Here is a 14,863-nt window from a genome sequence, read left to right on the forward strand (position 1 = left end):
CGAATCGTTACGTAGACCGCTGGAGTCAATGCAATGTTCCGCTTGGCCAAACTGTCCCTGGGAAACCGGGCCCTGATCGCGCTGATCACCGTCTTTGCGGCGGTGTTCGGCGTGATCACCATGGGGTCGCTCAAGCAGGAACTCATTCCTTCCATCGAGTTCCCGCAGATCACAGTGGTGACCTCCATGCCCGGCGCCTCCCCGGAGGTTGTGGACAAGCAGTTGAGCCAGCCGTTGGAAACAGCCCTGAACAGTGTCGAGGGTCTGGAATCCACCACATCGACGTCCCGCAACGGCGTTTCGCAGATCACCATGGTTTTCACGTACGGCTCCAACCTGGACCGGGCACGCAACCAGATTGACCGGGCGATCTCCAACGCCAAGCGGGTGCTGCCGGCCGACGTCGAACCCCAGTCCATCGCCGGCAACATCAGCGACTTCCCGATCGTCTATTTGGCGGTGTCCTCGGACAAAGCCCTGAGCGAGCTCAACGCTGACCTCCTGCGACTCAGCGTGCCCCGGTTGCAGAAGATCGACGGCGTCCGCGGCGCCGATGTGACCGGCGGTTCCAGCCAACACATCCTGATTCAGCCCCGCCCCGCGGACCTCGCAACTACTGGGGCTTCGGTTCAGTCCATCAGCAATGCGTTGAAAAACAACGGCACCCTGGTTCCTGTCGGCACCATCGAGGATCAAGGCAAGACCCTGTCCCTCCAGCTCGGCAGCCCCGTGGATTCCCTCGACATCATCAAGGGACTTCCTTTGGCCGGTGCCAAGGGTGCTGCAACCATCGGAGCCGTGGCCGACGTCAGCATCGAGGACGACGCCGCTACTTCCATCACCCGCACCAACGGCAAGCCCACCCTGGCGCTGTCCGTCACCAAAAAGCCCGAGGGCGATACGGTGGCGATTTCGCATGCGGTGCGGGACGCCGTCGGCCCCATGGAAGACGAGCTCGGCAACAACGCGACCTTCACACCGGTATTCGACCAGGCACCTTTCATTGAGAAGTCCATCAAGGACCTCACTACGGAAGGGCTCCTTGGTCTGGGTTTCGCTGTCGCCGTCATCCTGGTTTTCCTGATGTCCGTGCGCTCCACCCTGGTCACGGCCGTTTCCATCCCGTTGTCCTTGTTGATCACCTTCATCGGCATCTCCGCCACAGGCTATTCGCTGAACATCCTTACCTTGGGCGCCCTCACCATTGCGATCGGGCGCGTGGTGGACGATTCCATCGTGGTCATCGAGAACATCAAGCGGCACCTCAGCTACGGCGAACACAAGCTGACAGCCATCCTGACGTCCATCCGGGAGGTGGCCGGGGCCATCACGGCTTCCACACTGACCACTGTGGCCGTGTTCCTCCCCATCGCTTTCGTGGGCGACCTCGCCGGTGAGCTGTTCCGTCCCTTCGCCTTGACCGTGACCATCGCGCTGTTGTCGTCACTCTTGGTTTCCCTGACGATCGTTCCGGTCCTGGCCTACTGGTTCCTGTCCTCCCCCGGGAAAGGCCCTGAAGCACAGGCATCTGCCAAGGAAGCTGCCGAGAAGGCCAAGGAAGCCGAACAGCGGAGTCGCCTCCAGCGCGGCTACCTTCCCATTCTTGCGAAGACGCAAAAGCACCCGGTCATCACCCTGTCCGCGGCAGCGCTGGTGCTGGTGGCGACCATCGCCGTCTCGCCACTTCTGGCCACCGATCTGCTGGGCCGTTCCGGAGAGAACAGCATGACGGTGCGCCAGGTCCTTCCGCCTGGCACCAGCCTGCAGGCCACCAGCGATGAGGCGTCCAAGATTGAGGAATCCCTCAAGGGCATTGAGGGTATCAAGGACGTGCAGGTCACTTCAGGGAATGCCCAAACGGGTTTCGCTGCCCTGACGTCAACCGGGTCATCCAACTCAACGTTCACCATTGTCACCGACGAGAAAATAAATCAAGGCAAACTCCAGGACGAGGTCCGCTCCAAGCTGGAGGGGGCCGCCGGAAAAGTCACTGTGGGATCCCAGCAAGGTGGATTCGGTACTTCCTCTACTGTGGACATCACCATCAGGGCAGCGAACTCCGCAGACCTGCAGACAGCAAGCGATGCCATGGTGAAGGCCATGGAAGGCGTCCCGGGCAGCTCGGAAGTCGCCACGAACCTCGCTTCAAAGCAGTCGGTGGTCCAGGTTCGCGTTGACCGGGCAAAGGCTGTCGCAGCAGGCCTGACGGAAGAGCAGGTAGGTGCCTTCCTCGCATCCACGGTAAGCCCCATTCCGGCCGGTACCGTCCGGATCGAAACCAACGACTACCCGGTGCAGATCGGCGAGGGCACGCGCTTCACCAGCATTGCCGCAGTACGCGCGCTCCAGCTCCCAACGGCCCGCGGAGGCGTCGCGCTGGAGACGATTGCCGCCGTCGAGCAGGTTGATACCCCCGTATCCATCACCAGCAGCAATGGGCAGAGGACCGCGAGGGTGACTGTGACGCCTTCCGGCTCCAACCTTGGCAGCGTCAGCGCCGCAGTGCAGGAAAGGCTGGCAGCTGTGGAACTGCCCGCGGGGGTCACGGCGACTATCGGCGGTGCCACCACACAGCAGGCCGAGTCCTTCCGCCAGCTGGGCCTGGCCCTCCTGGCAGCCATCGCGATCGTCTACGTGATTATGGTGGCCGCGTTCAAATCACTCGTGCAACCGCTCATCCTGTTGGTCTCTGTACCCTTCGCTGCCACAGGCGCAGTGGGTCTGCTGTTGGTGACAGGCGTTCCGTTGGGCCTGCCGTCACTGATCGGCATGCTGATGCTGGTGGGCATCGTGGTCACCAACGCCATCGTGTTGATCGACCTCATCAACCAATACCGCAAACCACATGACGGCAGTCAGGGCATGAACGTTGCCGATGCCATCACACACGGTGCACGGCAGCGCCTGCGTCCCATCCTCATGACCGCATTGGCCACCGTTTTCGCCCTGACTCCCATGGCGCTGGGCCTCACGGGTGGCGGCGGGTTCATCTCGCAACCACTGGCCATCGTGGTGATCGGTGGACTGGTTTCATCCACTGCCTTGACGCTGGTTCTGGTCCCGGTTCTTTACAAACTTGTGGAGGGCCGCCGGGAGAAGAAAGAGTTGCTGAAGGCCCTGCAGGACAAGCCGACGACGAAACGTGACGACGGACCCGGCGGCACTGACAGCAGCGGTGCCTCCGGCAACGGATCGGGCGAGTTCCAGGACTGGACCACTGGAATGATTCCCCGCGTTACGGGCCGCCGCGCGGCGCACAATCCCGGAGAATAGCAAGCTCCCCAGCACACTAACATCGATGGGCAGGGCCGGGAACAATTCCCGGCCCTGCCCTGTTACAGGTATCGATACATGCAAATGCATCTAGTTTGAGGTACACTGTTTACAGAGCCCGGGACCTCGGGCAGGGAGAAAGGCACATCATGCAGATCGGCGTATTCAGCGTCAGCGATATCACCACTGACCCCACCACGGGCCGCACGCCCACGGAAAACGAACGCATCAAGGCCTCCGTTGCCATTGCCAAGAAGGTCGAAGAAATCGGCATGGACGTCTACGCCCTTGGCGAGCACCACAACCGGCCCTTCTTCTCCTCCTCGCCCACCACCACCCTGGCTTACATCGCAGCCCAGACCGAGCGCATCACGCTGTCCACGGCCACCACCCTGATCACCACCAATGACCCGGTCAAGATCGCCGAAGACTTCGCCATGCTCCAGCACCTCTCCGATGGCCGCGTTGATTTGGTCCTCGGCCGTGGCAACACCGCGCCGGTGTACCCCTGGTTCGGCAAGAACATCCAGGACGGCATCGAACTCGCCATTGAGAACTACAGCCTGCTCCGCAAATTGTGGGATGAGGACACGGTCAACTGGTCCGGAAAGTTCCGCACACCCCTGCAGAACTTCACGTCTACACCGCGGCCGCTCGACGGCATGGCCCCCTTCGTGTGGCACGGCTCCATCCGGACGCCGCAGATCGCAGAAGTTGCCGCTTACTACGGCGACGGTTTCTTCGCCAACAACATCTTCTGGCCCAAGGAGCACTACCAGCAGCTGATCGGCCTGTACCGGGAGCGCTACGAGCACTACGGACACGGCAAGGCAGACCAGGCAATTGTTGGCCTTGGTGGTCAGTTCTTCATGAGGAAGAACTCGCAGGACGCCGTCAAGGAGTTCCGCCCGTACTTCGACAACGCGCCGGTCTACGGGCACGGACCGTCCCTGGAGGACTTCACCTCGCAGACTCCGCTGACAGTGGGCAGCCCGCAGGAAGTCATCGAGAAGACGCTGACATTCCGCGAGGCCTTCGGTGACTACCAGCGGCAACTGTTCCTGATCGACCACGCCGGCCTGCCGCTGAAGACCGTGCTGGAACAGTTGGACCTCTTCGGCGAAGAAGTCCTGCCGGTACTCCGCAAGGAATACGCCGCCATGAAGCCAGCGCACGTGCCTGACGCACCGACGCACGCCTCACGCGCCGCCGCCGCCCTGGAAGCCACGGTCAGCGAATCCGCTACCGCTGGTGCTGCGGGGCAGGACGCCTGATGTCCAGCCCCTCGGCGTCCTCCGCCGTTCGCCTCGCCGCCGAAACCTGGGAGTCGTTGTTCCGCTCCCAGGTGGCGGTGATGCGGAAGCTGCAGTCGGGACCCGCCTTCAAGACACTGCCCGTCAAGGAATACGATGTCCTCTTCACGTTGTCCAAATGCCCTTCGGGCCAACTTCGGCTCAATGAGATCAACGACAAAGTCCTGCTGAGCCAGTCCAGCTTGAGCCGCTTGGTGGACCGTTTGGAGAAGCGCGGTTTGGTGGAAAGAACAACAGCGCCCGACGACGGCCGCGGAGTCCTGCTCTCACTCACCGAAGCGGGCAGTGAACTTCAAAAAACCATCGGCCGCGAACATGTCCGGGACATCGCGCACCTGGTGGCGCCTGCGCTCACAGCTGAGGAACAGCGGGAGCTTTTGCGGCTGACCGAGAAGCTCCGCGCTTCGGTTGCGGGACACTAACGCAAGCTGATGAGCTCCCGGGGGTCCTCCACCGGGAGCTCTCCGTTTACCGACGCACTGACCTTGAGTGTTTTCAGGGTCAGGCTGCCGCCCACGGTGGACAGGAACGCGGTATCCGATGAATCGCGTCCCGCAGTGATGCGGAGCATGGATTCGCGGGGAGCCAGTCCGGTGGGGTCGATGATGTGCCAGGCTCCGTTGATATGTGCCTCGGCAACAGCATGGAAATCCATGGGACTCAGCCCTGGAGCGTACACCGCCGCCAGACGCGCAGGAACGTCCTTGGACCTCAACAGGGCGATGGCGAGGTGGGCGAAGTCCCGGCAGACACCTTTGCGGTGAAGCAAGGTTTCCACGGCTCCGTCTGTTCCCCGCGACGAACCGCTGACGTACCGCAATTCCCCGTTCACCCAATCGCGTACCGCTTGGAGCAGTTCGGGACCTTGCAGGCTGCCGAACTCGGCATAGGAAGTAGGCAGCAGCCTGTCTGACTCCGCGTACCGGCTGGGCCTGACGTACCTGATGAGCTCCATCGGGCTGGACGTATCGGGCTCGCCATAGCCATGAACCGTTGCCCGGTAGTCCACTGTCACCTCACCGGGCTCAGTGAACTCCAGGTAGTGGAAGCGGCCGCCATGGTGGTCGCTGAGTTCGGCAAAGGGAACCTCAGCACCATCCTTGGTGATGGACAGAGTTTCCTCCACTGCGTCGTAGCCATGGTTGTTGGCCACGGCTACGGCCATGGCCACCTTGGTGTTGGCTGCAGTCTTGAAAACGAGCGAGGCAGCAACATTGCGTTCCATTGATCTCCGGGGTGGGTTGCGGCGGGCATCCCCATCGCCGCCGTATGTGTGAATCAGCCAATCGCAGGACTACAGATTGACCTTCAGAGACAGTAGCATCCGCTGGACATTGGCGAATTCAGATCCGTGGACCGCGTACTTCGCAGCCAGGTCCAGAGTATCGAAAGCCTTGGCCGGGGCCACCTTCTCGTCCGCGGCGAAGGCATGGATCGCCAGGACGTCGCCAAAGGAGATATCGCCCTTTCCGGCAGGGCCGAGCACCCTGTTCCTCAGTTCGCAGGACTGCCCGTCCACACCAGCCACCATATTGGTGATGCCGTAGGAGCCGAAAAATTTGTAGCCTTGGACCACACGGAAAACCACGCGCGGATCAATGGTGTCCGGGCCATCCGAGTGCGGGACGTCCAAGGGCACGCTGCTGATTACTACGTACGGGCGGGACTGCCCGGCGGGGCATGCAACGGGCGCAGCCGAAGGGAGGCCTGTCTGGAGGGTGGCGATGTAGCGTCCTTCAGCATCCTTGACCTCCACCTTCAAGGCATGGGCCAGCGAGCCTGCCTCCGGCGTCACCGACTGCGCTATCCACTCCTGCGGTAGCTCAAAGCTGACGGTTTTGGCGGAGTCCGTGTACGTCTTCCAGGACACCGCCGTTGCGGCCGGACTGGGTTCCGCGCTGGCCGAGGCGCTGCCGCCTTCGCTGGGGGCTTCGGAAGGCGAGCCTGCCGCGGAGGCCGTTGCCGGCGTCGTGCTTTCCGCAGTACCGGTCCCTGATTCCGAGGTGTTGGGCTGGGAGCTGGCCGTCGAGGTTACTTGCGGGCCTTTGTTCTCAGCGGAGCAGGATGTTGTGGCCGCGAGTACGGACCCAGCCAATACCACGGCTGCGACCCGCATCGGAATGCGGTGCAGGTTCAGGATGCCCTTCATGAGCTCAGCCTAGCTGCGGCGATCCCGCGACACGCACAGGACTAGGCTGAGGGTATGGCTCCCGATCAGCAGGACTATTTCGAGGACGACATCCCCACTATGTCAGCGGTTGATATTGCCGACTGGCGCCTGCGGACGTTCGCTCTCTACGACAAGGTGCGTCAGCTCGCAGCCACCAACCCGTTCGACGCGCATGTCTTCTGGCGGCAGGAACGGGACCTGATGTTCGCTACCCATCCTGCTTCAGCGCTGACCGCGGGCATGAAAGCCTCATTTTCCGGGCTGCGAACCGCTGATTACGATCCCTCCTTCCGGATGTACGCCGCCTTGTCCCCCGACGGAGCCGGCCAGGAGATGAACGTCGAAACAGGGACTGACGGCGTAGTGCCTTTTACAAGGATCGGCACCCTTGAGCTACCCGGACTGGGCTCGTTGGCGGCCTGGCGGCTACGCAGCTATGGTGGCGGCATCTTCGTGCCCTTCCGTGACTCGACTGCCGGCAAAGAGGGCGGAAGCTACGGAGCGGGAAGATATCTGCTGGACACAGTCAAAGGCGCGTTCCATGGGACACGGGAAACCGGCGCCGGGCAAGAGCTCGTGCTGGACTTCAACTTTGCGTACAACCCGTCGTGCGCCTACAACGAAGCTTGGGCGTGCCCGCTGGCTGGACCAGCCAACCGATTGGCGGCAGAAGTACCTGTGGGAGAACTTTACCTGGGCTAGCCGAACAGCCCACCCGGGCCAAAAACCGCGAGCGCCGCAACGGCGGCCAGTATTGTCAGGGGCGCCACGATCAGGCCGAAGAGCGCGTATCCCCTCCACTTGACCAGCACGTTCATGCGCACCAACCGGTCGTGCCATAACAGGGTGGCCAATGATGCCCACGGCGTGATCAAGGGCCCCGCGTTGACTCCCACCAGAAGGGCAGCCATCCTCTCAGGGTTTCCTGCCAGTGGTTCGGCCAGCAGGTAGGCGGGGAGGTTGTTGACCACATTGGAGCCCAGGGCTCCCGTCATGGCCAGTCTCAATAGTTCAAGGAACCCATACCCTTGCCCCGCCACTTCGCCAAGAAGCACTGACGCTCCAAGGTATTGACCTGCCTCGACCACCAGGAAGAGTCCGCACGTGAACAGCAACAGGGACCACGGAATCAACGTCACCCTGAGCACCTTGGGCCTACGGACTGCGAACGCCACCCCAAGGGTGGCCGCAGCCGCTGCAGCAGGAATCCAGATGGCAACTCCGGATACCAGCGCCGGCAACAGCAACAACAGGACCACGGCACTGACCAGCAGCAGGACCCTGTCGGTGGTTGCTTTGGACGAAATTCCTTGGGCTGGACGGGTGGAATCGCGTGCATAGGTCTTGCGCAGTTCGCGCCTGAAAACGATGGCTATGAACGCCAAAGGGACCAGGACGGCGGCCACCGACGGCGCCCACATCAGTTGGGCGAACTGTGCGGGACTGATACCGCCCAGGTTGTGTTGCGCCAAGAGATTGGTCAGGTTGGAGATGGGAAGCAACAAGCTGGCGGTGTTCGCGAGCCACACGGTTGTCAGAGCAAAGGGCAGGACGGGTAGGCCCGCTTGGCGGGCAACGGTGACCACCACCGGGGTGAGGAGAACCGCCGTCGTATCCAGCGACAGGAAGACAGTGCCCAAGGTGGCAAACAACGCCAAAAGCAACCACAGAAGGATGCTGCGTCCGCGCCCCCAACCGCGCAGATGGCGGGCTATCCATTGGAAGGCGCCGGCCTCACTGACGAGTTCTGTCACCACCGTCATGGCAACCACGAAGCCGAGGATGGGTGCCACCCGGTCCACCAGGACCGCCACTTCCTGCCATGGCAGGACACCCGTGGTCACGGTGATCCCACCAGCCACAAGGAGGACCAACCCAATGATTGCCAGACGCATGGAACGGATTCTAAGCCCGGCCCCTGTGTCCTTCCTCCGCGCCACGAGGACAACGCGTCATCGAACCGTAAGCCTTGGAGCACCCGCGCCGGTCCTGCGAAGCCTAGCCTTGGAGCATGAACACACTGTGGAGCATGACCCGATTCCGGAGACTGGTCCGGGCCCACAGGATCCTTGCGGCGGTGGCAGGTTTGGTGATCCTCTCAGCGGTGGTGGCGGGAGCCGCGTTGTTCCAGCCGTGGCGCCTCTTCACCAGCAGCACCCTCAATGAAGCGCTGCCCGCTGCACCGTTTTCTGCGAGCTCGGGACCTGCCGACAGGCCCGCAGTCCCAGGCTCACCACCGCCCGCGTCCTCCGGTCCCGCAGCACCGGCTCCCACCCCGCCCGTCCCCGCAGCTCCGCTGGTTCTTAGCTCGGGTGCTTTCCAATCCCAGGAGCATGAGACCACTGGCACGGCCCAGCTGGTGAAACTCGCCGACGGGAGCCATCTGCTGCGACTTGAGAACCTGGCCAGCAGCGACGGTCCGGACGTCAAAGTCTGGTTGAGCAGCCTGGAAGCCGGTGGCGACTGGTTCAAGTACCGTTCAGGGCGATACGTGGACCTGGGAGCCATCAAAGCCACTCACGGCAACCACAACTACGCCATCCCCGCAGGGACCGACGTCGCCGGTCTGACGTCTGTGGTCCTGTGGTGTGACCGTTTCAGCGTTGCGTTCGGATCGGCCCCACTCTCCTGACGCGTTGCGAGGCCCGCTCTGCGTGCTAAGGGCGTGCCATGGGGTGTAAAACGGGCCTCGCAACGCAGGGCGAAGCTCAGGGAGGACGTAGGATGTCATCATGACCTTGCTGCTTCCCCGTCGCATCGCCCGCGTCCGGCCCGTCCCTGCCCAGTCCCCGACTAGTGAGTCCTTGAGCGGCAGGCCTTCGACGAGCTCGTATCCGGACGAGCAGTTCTTCGTGGCCAACAACGCCACGGATTTCGACTCGCCCGCAGGAACCCAGTGGACCGTGGTGGACTCCCCTTTCCCGGGATCGAGGGCGAACGCCAACAGTCCTGCCAGGGACGGCTGGGAGCTTGGCGACGTGGTCAGCCAAGATTCGTTTTACTTCCTGGCCCCATCGGCTCCTGTCAACGTCTTCGGTATGGCCCACAACACCGGGCAGCCTGGCCGGGACCTGCCGCCCCAGGCATTCCACAAAGCAGCATCCAGCGTCATCGGACCCGGCGAAGCAATCCAACTGAGCTCCACCGTGGGTTATGTGGACCCGGAAGCTGAACTGACCGTCGTCGTCGGCCGTGCCGCGCGGGGTTTGACCTTGGAGACGGCGAGGTCGGCAATCCTTGGATACACCATCGGCAACGACGTCTCCGCCCGAGACCTCCAGAAGTCCGACGAACTCTGGATCAGCGCCAAAAGCCAGGACACGTTCACGCCCGTCGGCCCGTGGATAGTCACGGACCTGGATGACTCGAACCTTGAAATCGGCATTGTCCACAATGGCCACGCCCTCAGCACCGCCGGTACAGCTGATCTCGGCTGGAAAGTGGACGAGATCATGGTTTATCTGACTTCGTTCATGACCCTCCAAGCCGGCGACCTCGTGCTCTCAGGGTTCCCCGCGGAGTGCGCGCGAATCCAGCCTGGCGACACCGTAGTGTGCCGTGTGGAAGGAATCGGAGAGCTCCACAACCCTGTAACCGGCGCTTCCTGGGAACAGTAGCCCGCATAGTGTGTCAGGCTTAACTTCATGGAGATAGCTGCGGGGGCCACTGAGCTACGCCCATCTCCCTCAAGCAAGCCACCAGGCCGGCAGAAGCTCCCACGCAAGCGGCATCGCGGCATCCTGAAGTACCCGGTGGTCCGTCAGTTGATCCGCTTCACCGGGGTTGGTGTCGTCTGCACGGCGAGTTCCCTGGCCATCTATGCCTTGCTGCGTCCGTGGATTGATCCCCAACTGGCCAACGCTGTGGCACTGATCCTGACGTCGCTGATGAACACGGCCCTGAACCGCCGCCTGACGTTCAAGATCACGGGCCGCAAGAAGCGCACGCAGGATCACCTGAGTGGAGTGATCGTGATCGGCATTGCGCTGATCATCACCGGGGGGAGCCTTGGCATGCTGCATCTCCTCCGGCCCGAAGCCACGGTGGCCGAGGAGCTCTGGACCACTACATTGTCCGGGTTCGTGGCCACGGCCGTTCGGTTTACCCTGTTGCGGCACTGGATTTTCCGGCGGGCCCGGCACGTATAGCCGGCACGGCCGCCGGTTCTAGCCTGGCTGCGGTGCCGCCAGGTTCCGGACACGTCCGACGGCGGTTTCCACGGCAACGGCTGCCTGTTTCAGTTCGGCGTCAGTGACAGTTGACGTGAAGCTGAAACGCACCGCAGTCTGTGCCGTTTCAGGGGCGATGCCGAGGGCAACCAGCACCGGCGAGGGCGCGTCCGATCCTGCCGCGCAGGCCGAGCCACTGGAACACACCACCCCAAGCCGCTCGAGCTCAAGCAGCACCGACTCGCCGCTGGTGCCCGGGAAGCAGAAAGAGGCTACTGAAGGCAGCCGTTGGCCTCGGTGCCCCGTGAGCAAGGCGTCCGGAACGGTGGCGAGGATCTGATCGATGAACTGATTCCTCAGAGCGGAAACCCGCGCAGCCTGTTCGGGTTGCTCGGCGTGGGAGAGCCTTAGTGCCGTGGACAGTGCCACAGCTCCAGCCACGTTCTCCGTGCCCGAGCGCCTTGCCCTCTCCTGGCCGCCACCGTGAACCAGTGGTTCCATGCGGAGACGCCCCTTGGTGAACAGGACGCCGGATCCTTTGGGCGCACCAAGTTTGTGTCCGGAAATACTCAATGCATCGACGCCAAGCGCTTTGACGTCCAGCGGCAACCATCCGGCGGCCTGCACCGCGTCAGTATGGAAAGGCACGCCGTGTTCCCGTGACACCGTCGCCAAGGCAGCGATCGGCTGGATGGTTCCGATCTCATTGTTCGCGTACATGATGCTCACCAAAGCCGTTTCGGGCCTTATTGTCGCCCGCAGGTCGTCGATCGACACCAGGCCTTCTCCATCGACCGCAAGCACATCCACGGCGAACCCGTGCACTCGTTCCAGGTAGCGGGCCGACTCTTCCACCGCGGGATGCTCGATTGCGCTGATGACCACCCTGTTCAGCGAAGGATCGGCCGCCTGACGGGCCAGCGCAATGCCCTTCACGGCAAGATTGTCAGCTTCCGTGCCTCCGGAGGTGAAGGTCACCTCGCCGGCACGGCAGTTCAGGACCTTCGCGACGCCGGAACGGGCCCCTGCGAGCGCAGCTGCTGCCGCTTCGCCCAGGCTGTGATGGCTGGAGGGGTTGCCGAACTCGCCGCTCAGATAAGGCCACATGGCTTCGAGAGCCTCGCGGCGGACCGGAGTGGTGGCTGCGGCATCAAGGAAGATCATGGCGGAAACGCCTTCAGTTGGGTGTGGCTTTGAGTTCGATGTCGAGGCCGAGGTCGAGCGCGCTTACGCTGTGCGTCAGGCCTCCGATGGAGATGACGTCCACGCCCGTCGAAGCGATTTCGGTGACAGTGTTGATGTTCACGTTGCCGCTCGCTTCCACGATAGCCCGCCCGTCCACCTGCTTGACACCGGCCCGGAGCTCGTCGACGGAGAAGTTATCCAGCATGATGGTGTCCACACCGGCCGCCAGCACCGGTTCAATCTGCTCGGCCCTGTCCACTTCAACTTCGAAGTGGGTGGTGTGGCCCAGCTGGGCTTTGGCGGCAACCAGCAATTCGGTCAGCTTGCTGGAGTCGCCTCCGGTCATGACGGCCAGGTGGTTGTCCTTGGCCAGAACGGCATCTGAAAGGCTGTAGCGGTGGTTCGCTCCCCCACCGCAACGCACGGCGTAACGTTCCAGGACACGAAGGCCCGGCGTGGTCTTGCGGGTATCAGTGATCCGCGCACGCGTCCCTTCCACGAGCTTTACGAATTCTGCGGTCTTGGTGGCGATGGCACTCATCCGCTGCACCAGGTTCAGGCCCACCCTTTCGGCAAGCAGCACTGAGCGGGCCCTGCCACTGACCCGCGCCAGGTGGGTTCCGGCGTCGAACGCTTCACCGTCGGCGAGCAGTAGCTCCACCTCGGTGTCCGGGTCCACAAGCTTCATGGCGTCGCGGAAAACGGTACCGCCGCTGAAGACTCCGGGGACGCGCGCGTTCAGCACGGCGCTCGCCCGGGCATCGGCGGGAATCAGCAGTTGCGAGGTGATGTCGCCGCTGGGTGCGTCCTCCGCGAATGCCCGTTCCAGGATGTCCCGGACGGGGGCTGCGGGGAGGGTCAGGTTAGTCATGGACGAGGCTCGCTTTCCGGCTCATGGTGTAACGCTTATCAAATTCCTCGACGGCGGCTGGTTCCCTCACGCTGTCATTGCGGTAATGCGCTCCAAGCGACTCCCGCCGCTCCCGGGCCGCGTGGACGAGCAACTGGGCCGCCAACAGCAGATTGGCGTCCTCATGCTCCCGGACATCAAGGGAATCCGGAACGTTGAGGGGCAGCACCCCGCTCTCCCACTCGCCAAGAGCTTCGGCGGCCTCACCCAACAACTCCCCGCTCCGGAGCACGCCGGCCCTGGCGGTCATGAGGCGGCGAAGTGCCTGCCGCGAAAATCCACCCGACTCTGCAGATTGAGACCGCACGTAACCGGCCACATCATCCAGCGGCGCCGGAGACCCCGACAGCGGACGTCCGCTGTCAACAACCGGTAGTTCCGGAGGTCCCGACAGCGGACGTCCGCTGTCAACAACCGGTAGTTCCGGAGGTCCCGACAGCGCCGTTGTCGCGTGAGAGCTGGCGTCTTGTTGGTCGGCTGGCGGGGTCCCGGCAGCGTGCGTAAAAGCGAGGCCGCCCGCGGCCGAGTTAGCACGCAGAGGGACTCCGTTAGTCGACCCGAGGAACCCCTCAACAGCCCTGCGCCCGAACACGAGGCCTTCGAGCAGGGAGTTGCTGGCCAGCCGGTTGGCACCTTCTACACCGGTGCAAGCGACTTCGCCGGCAGCGAGCAAACCAGGAACAGACGTGCGGCCGTAGAGGTCGGTCACCACCCCGCCCATCCAGTAGTGGGCCGCTGGTGCAACGGGAACAAGTTGCCGGGTCCAGTCGACGCCGGCCTGGCGCGTCCGCTTGCTGAGGGTGGGGAAGCGCTTGGCCAGAAAGCCCCGACCTCGCTGTTCTTCGATCACGGTGGCGTCGAGGAAGACGTGGCCGTTGGGGTCGCCGAGTTTTGCCAGGTGCAGGGCGATGCTGCGGGAGACGACGTCCCGTGGCGCGAGTTCTGCGTCAGGGTGGTAATCGGGCATGAACCGGAGCCCGGTGGCATCGAGCAGGATGGCCCCTTCGCCACGCACTGCTTCAGAGATGAGCAGGGGGTCGTTGTTCCCTTCTGCTTCCCTGGCCGCTGCCGGGAGCACCATGCATGTTGGGTGGAACTGGAAGAACTCGAGGTCTGCAACCGCGGCTCCAACACGCCATGCAAGCGCCAAACCATCTGCCGTGGCAACCGCAGGGTTGGTGGTTTGGGCGAAAAGCTGTCCGGCTCCGCCCGTCGCGAGGAGGACGGAGTCGCCGTGGACGCCGAGGTGGCGTCCGTCGTGGAGGAAATTGGCCCCCACCACGCGGCCACCCTGCGGTCCGCCCAACGAGAGCGAAGTGACTTGGGCGTGCCCGATGACTTGGATCCTGCCCGCGGCTTGGAAATCCAGGACTGTCCTGATCAGCGCTGCCGCCACTCCCGCACCGGTGGCGTCGCCGCCGGCGTGCAGGATACGCGGAGCCGAGTGGGCGGCTTCGAGACCCAAGGCGGGGTCGCCGTCGTCGTCGAGGTCGAACTGCACGCCGAACCGTCCAAGCCCGGCAATGTCCAGCCGCGCCTCGGTACACAACACCCGTACTGCTTCTTCGTTACAGTGGCCTGCCCCGGCCTTGAGGGTGTCAGCGATGTGCGCAGCCACCGTGTCACCGGGGGCTGGCTCGTCCAGCACGGCGGAGATCCCACCCTGGGCGTAGTATGTGTTGCTGTCCGCGAGCGCACCCTTGGTCAGCAGTACCACTTCCGCACCGGCTTCCGCGGCAAGCAGCGCGGAGTACAGTCCTGCAATTCCGCTTCCGACGACGATCAGCCGCTTGGGGGCAGGCCCTTCAGCAACGCTCGCTGTAGTCATGTGAGGCTCGATTCG

Annotated in this window: 13 protein-coding genes; 7 read left to right on the forward strand and 6 right to left on the reverse strand. The window is 63.3% G+C overall.

All coding sequences use genetic code 11. The features are described from left to right. Nucleotides 1-33 precede the first annotated feature (33 nt). The 3 genes from KCX59_RS13710 to KCX59_RS13720 all read left to right on the forward strand — a co-directional run bounded on the left by KCX59_RS13710 (nt 34) and on the right by KCX59_RS13720 (nt 5,008). On the forward strand, nt 34-3,273 hold the full coding sequence (locus KCX59_RS13710; RefSeq protein WP_179017209.1) for an efflux RND transporter permease subunit: 3,240 nt from the start codon (nt 34-36) through the stop codon (nt 3,271-3,273). A 149-nt stretch (nt 3,274-3,422) separates the two neighbouring features. Continuing rightward, a complete protein-coding gene (locus KCX59_RS13715) occupies nt 3,423-4,547 on the forward strand; it encodes an LLM class flavin-dependent oxidoreductase (RefSeq protein ID WP_179017208.1) in 1,125 nt (374 codons plus the stop codon). Then, nucleotides 4,547-5,008 (forward strand): MarR family winged helix-turn-helix transcriptional regulator, encoded by a 462-nt coding sequence (locus KCX59_RS13720; RefSeq protein WP_054808488.1) that lies wholly within the window; start codon nt 4,547-4,549, stop codon nt 5,006-5,008. Before KCX59_RS13715 ends, KCX59_RS13720 begins: the two co-directional genes overlap by 1 nt. On the opposite strand, the gene KCX59_RS13725 is transcribed toward KCX59_RS13720, so the two are convergent. Together KCX59_RS13725 and KCX59_RS13730 are read right to left on the reverse strand one after the other, a co-directional pair. Continuing rightward, on the reverse strand, nt 5,005-5,811 hold the full coding sequence (locus KCX59_RS13725; protein WP_178996765.1) for a transglutaminase-like domain-containing protein: 807 nt from the start codon (nt 5,809-5,811) through the stop codon (nt 5,005-5,007). The genes KCX59_RS13720 and KCX59_RS13725 overlap by 4 nt on opposite strands. A 69-nt stretch (nt 5,812-5,880) precedes the next feature. Next, nucleotides 5,881-6,735 carry a hypothetical protein gene (locus KCX59_RS13730; RefSeq protein ID WP_179017207.1) on the reverse strand — a complete coding sequence of 285 codons (855 nt, stop codon included), beginning with the start codon at nt 6,733-6,735 and terminating at the stop codon, nt 5,881-5,883. A gap of 54 nt (nt 6,736-6,789) precedes the next feature. Between KCX59_RS13730 and KCX59_RS13735 the strand changes: the two genes are divergently transcribed. Beyond that, entirely contained in the window at nt 6,790-7,458 is a 669-nt protein-coding gene (locus tag KCX59_RS13735) for a DUF1684 domain-containing protein (protein ID WP_179017206.1), read from the forward strand. On the opposite strand, the gene KCX59_RS13740 is transcribed toward KCX59_RS13735, so the two are convergent. Further along, entirely contained in the window at nt 7,455-8,651 is a 1,197-nt protein-coding gene (locus KCX59_RS13740) for an SLC13 family permease (protein ID WP_179017205.1), read from the reverse strand. The genes KCX59_RS13735 and KCX59_RS13740 overlap by 4 nt on opposite strands. Nucleotides 8,652-8,767: 116 nt before the next feature. On the opposite strand from KCX59_RS13740, the gene KCX59_RS13745 reads away from it, so the two are divergent. The 3 genes from KCX59_RS13745 to KCX59_RS13755 all read left to right on the forward strand — a co-directional run bounded on the left by KCX59_RS13745 (nt 8,768) and on the right by KCX59_RS13755 (nt 10,904). Further along, a complete protein-coding gene (locus KCX59_RS13745) occupies nt 8,768-9,388 on the forward strand; it encodes a DM13 domain-containing protein (protein ID WP_256871379.1) in 621 nt (206 codons plus the stop codon). Between the two features lie 100 nt (nt 9,389-9,488). Then, complete coding sequence (locus KCX59_RS13750) at nt 9,489-10,373, forward strand: fumarylacetoacetate hydrolase family protein (protein WP_179017204.1); 885 nt, start codon at nt 9,489-9,491, stop codon at nt 10,371-10,373. 27 nt (nt 10,374-10,400) lie between these two features. Then, nucleotides 10,401-10,904, forward strand: a complete 504-nt coding sequence (locus KCX59_RS13755; RefSeq protein ID WP_179017203.1) for a GtrA family protein — start codon at nt 10,401-10,403, stop codon at nt 10,902-10,904. Between the two features lie 18 nt (nt 10,905-10,922). On the opposite strand, the gene KCX59_RS13760 is transcribed toward KCX59_RS13755, so the two are convergent. From KCX59_RS13760 to KCX59_RS13770, 3 genes are read right to left on the reverse strand one after another with little or no spacing between them, the layout of a single operon-like run. Beyond that, nucleotides 10,923-12,089 carry a cysteine desulfurase family protein gene (locus KCX59_RS13760; protein WP_179017202.1) on the reverse strand — a complete coding sequence of 389 codons (1,167 nt, stop codon included), beginning with the start codon at nt 12,087-12,089 and terminating at the stop codon, nt 10,923-10,925. Nucleotides 12,090-12,102: 13 nt separating this feature from the next. Next, entirely contained in the window at nt 12,103-12,981 is an 879-nt protein-coding gene (nadC, locus tag KCX59_RS13765; RefSeq protein ID WP_179017201.1) for a carboxylating nicotinate-nucleotide diphosphorylase, read from the reverse strand. Then, nucleotides 12,974-14,848, reverse strand: a complete 1,875-nt coding sequence (locus KCX59_RS13770) for an L-aspartate oxidase (RefSeq protein WP_179017200.1) — start codon at nt 14,846-14,848, stop codon at nt 12,974-12,976. The genes nadC and KCX59_RS13770 overlap by 8 nt, the downstream gene beginning before the upstream one ends. Between the last annotated feature and the right edge of the window lie 15 nt (nt 14,849-14,863).

Source organism: Paenarthrobacter nitroguajacolicus (assembly GCF_051027655.1).
Taxonomy (GTDB): domain Bacteria; phylum Actinomycetota; class Actinomycetes; order Actinomycetales; family Micrococcaceae; genus Arthrobacter; species Arthrobacter nitroguajacolicus.